A 2,399-nucleotide genomic window follows, 5' to 3' on the forward strand; every position below is an offset into this window, starting at 1 on the left:
TGTCAAACAGCGTTGAAAAGTTTCCAGGTAACAGCGTCCAAAAGTTTCCAGTTGCTCAAGCTTTTTTCACGGCCTTTTTCCGTTGTTTGAAGCGGAAAGAGTCATTACCCGTCTCAAGGATTTCGCAGTGGTGAGTCAGACGGTCCAATAGCGCCGTTGTCATCTTGGCGTCACCAAACACACTGACCCACTCTCCGAAGGACAAATTGGTCGTCACGATCAACGAAGTCTTCTCGTAGAGCTGGCTGATCAAGTGAAACAACAGCGCCCCACCCGAGTCAGGGAACGGCAGATAGCCCAGCTCATCCAGGATCACGGCGTCGATATGCTGCAGTTGTTTGGCAAGGTTGCCGGCCTTGCCTTGTTGCTTTTCCCGCTCCAGGTGATTGACTAGGTCTACAGCGTTGTAAAAGCGCACCCGCTTGCCTTGATGGATGGCCCCAACTCCCAAGGCGGTGGCCAGGTGGGTTTTGCCAGTGCCGGTGCCTCCCACCAAAATCAGGTTGTGCGCACCGTCCATGAACGTTCCCTCGGCCAGTTGCTCGATGGATTCACGGATCAATGGTGTTTCTTGCCAGTCGAAGCCGCCCAGGTCACGGTGGATTGGGAAGCGAGCCGCTTTGAGCTGATAGCTCAAACGGCGCACTTGGCGGTCCGCCTGTTCGGCTTCGATCAATCGATCGAGCCAAAGCTCTGGCCGCGCAGGCCGACGTGAGGCTTCAGCAAGCAGCTCTTGTAAAGCACTCGCCATACCATGCAGGTGCAGGTTTTTGAGTTCAGAAATACGATCAGTAGGCATGCTGAGTACCTCGCAGTTGCTCATAGCGCTGGCAATCAGCAAGGGGCTCAATGCGCAATTGCAGGGCCTCGGGCAAGGTCAACTCTACGGGACGTGCTACTGAGGTAAGCCGACGCAGCTCGTTCATCACGTGCGAACCATTGATCACTCCAGACTCTAATGCCAGCTCGCAGGCCACTTGCAGGGCCTCCAGGCCAACGTCGCGAGCCAGTAACAAGAGATCGACAAAGGCTCGGTCGCCGCGACTCTGCTTGAGCAAGTACTCACGCACCTGCTTGATCGGCTCTGGCAAGTCCCACGTCACAAAAGGGGCGCCGTTTCGCAAAGCTCCGGGTTTCTTGTCCAGTACCGCCAGATAATGCCAGGGGTCATACACCAGCTGGTCGCGCCCAAAGCGGCGAGCATGGCGGGCAATCAGCTGATCGTCAGCCACGATGCGTATTTCATCGGCCGTACACCGTACGGAAGTCACTTTTCCTGCCCATTGAGCGGGTACGCTGTACTGGTTACGGTCAACGCGTACCAAGCAGGTACTGGAAACACTGCGCATTTGCTCAACATAACCATCGAAAGGGGCATCAATAACCCGTAGATGCGCTTGCTCCTGAACAAAACACTCGGCGATGCTGCGGCTGCGTTCAGTCGGGTGTTTACGCTGAGCCAGCTCCTGGCACCGTGTGGCCAACCAATGATTCAAGTCCGCAAAGCTGGCAAATCGTGCCAGGGGAGTGAACAGCCATTCGCGTATGTTGCCGACTTGATTCTCAACTTGGCCCTTCTCCCAGCCAGCAGCAGGCGTACAGGCTACAGGTTCAAACAGGTAATGATTAGCCAACGCCAGGAAGCGCCGGTTGAAGATTCGATCCTTGCCGACCAAGATCGCATCCACTGCGGTTTTAAGGTTGTCGTAGATAACCCGCTGCGGTACGCCGCCAAAGAACGCAAAGGCGCGGTTATGCGCATCGAGCACCATCTCCTGGGTCTCTCGCGGGTAGGCCACCACAAACATTTTTCGACTATGGCAGAGGCGAAATTGCGCCACCTTGATCGTTTGCATGACGCCGGCGATCTCGGCCTGTTCGTGGCTCCAGTCGAACTGACAAGCCTCCCCAGGTGCAAACAGCAAGGGGATAAACGCTTGTGCGGCCCCTGGACGCGTTTTCAGAGCTTTCCACTGCTTCACCAGCCGCTGCACGCTGTCATAGGCGCCGCGATAGCCTTCTACCTGTAGGTCTTCATACAGACGTCGAGCTGTTCGTCGCTGTGATCGTGGCAAGTGACGTTCTGTATTGAGCCAGGCCTCAAGGGTTGATTGGAACTGACCAAGCTTGGGCGCAGGTTGCTGTTGGCGCTGGTAGACCTGAGCGGTAGTACTGCGCAGGTGCTTGCGAACAGTAGGTCGGGAAAGATTAAGGCTACGAGCTATGACACTGATGGTCTCGCCACTGACCAGATGTCGGCGCCGAATTTCGGCAATGATGTCCATTGATATCACCCCAGATTCTCCAGCCAAAAGACCGGATGGTTGCACACACCGGGGTGGAAACTATTGGACGCTGTTTACCCCGGGAATCTGGAAACTTTTGCACGCTGTTTAACA

2 protein-coding genes are annotated in these 2,399 nt (G+C 55.6%); both read right to left on the minus strand.

Annotated elements, in window-relative coordinates:
- Window positions 1-55: 55 nt before the first annotated feature.
- On the minus strand, window positions 56-799 hold the full coding sequence (istB, locus tag BLL38_RS29770; protein WP_029240427.1) for an IS21-like element helper ATPase IstB: 744 nt from the start codon (window positions 797-799) through the stop codon (window positions 56-58).
- Entirely contained in the window at window positions 789-2,294 is a 1,506-nt protein-coding gene (istA, locus tag BLL38_RS29775; RefSeq protein ID WP_100226550.1) for an IS21 family transposase, read from the minus strand. Before istA ends, istB begins: the two co-directional genes overlap by 11 nt.
- Window positions 2,295-2,399 lie beyond the last annotated feature (105 nt).

Source organism: Pseudomonas gessardii (assembly GCF_001983165.1).
Classification (GTDB): Bacteria; Pseudomonadota; Gammaproteobacteria; order Pseudomonadales; family Pseudomonadaceae; genus Aquipseudomonas; species Aquipseudomonas gessardii.

Coding starts and splice junctions, on each gene's coding strand:
- istB (WP_029240427.1), bottom strand. CDS start 799: ATGCCTACTGATCGTATTTCTGAACTCAAAAACCTGCACCTGCATGGT.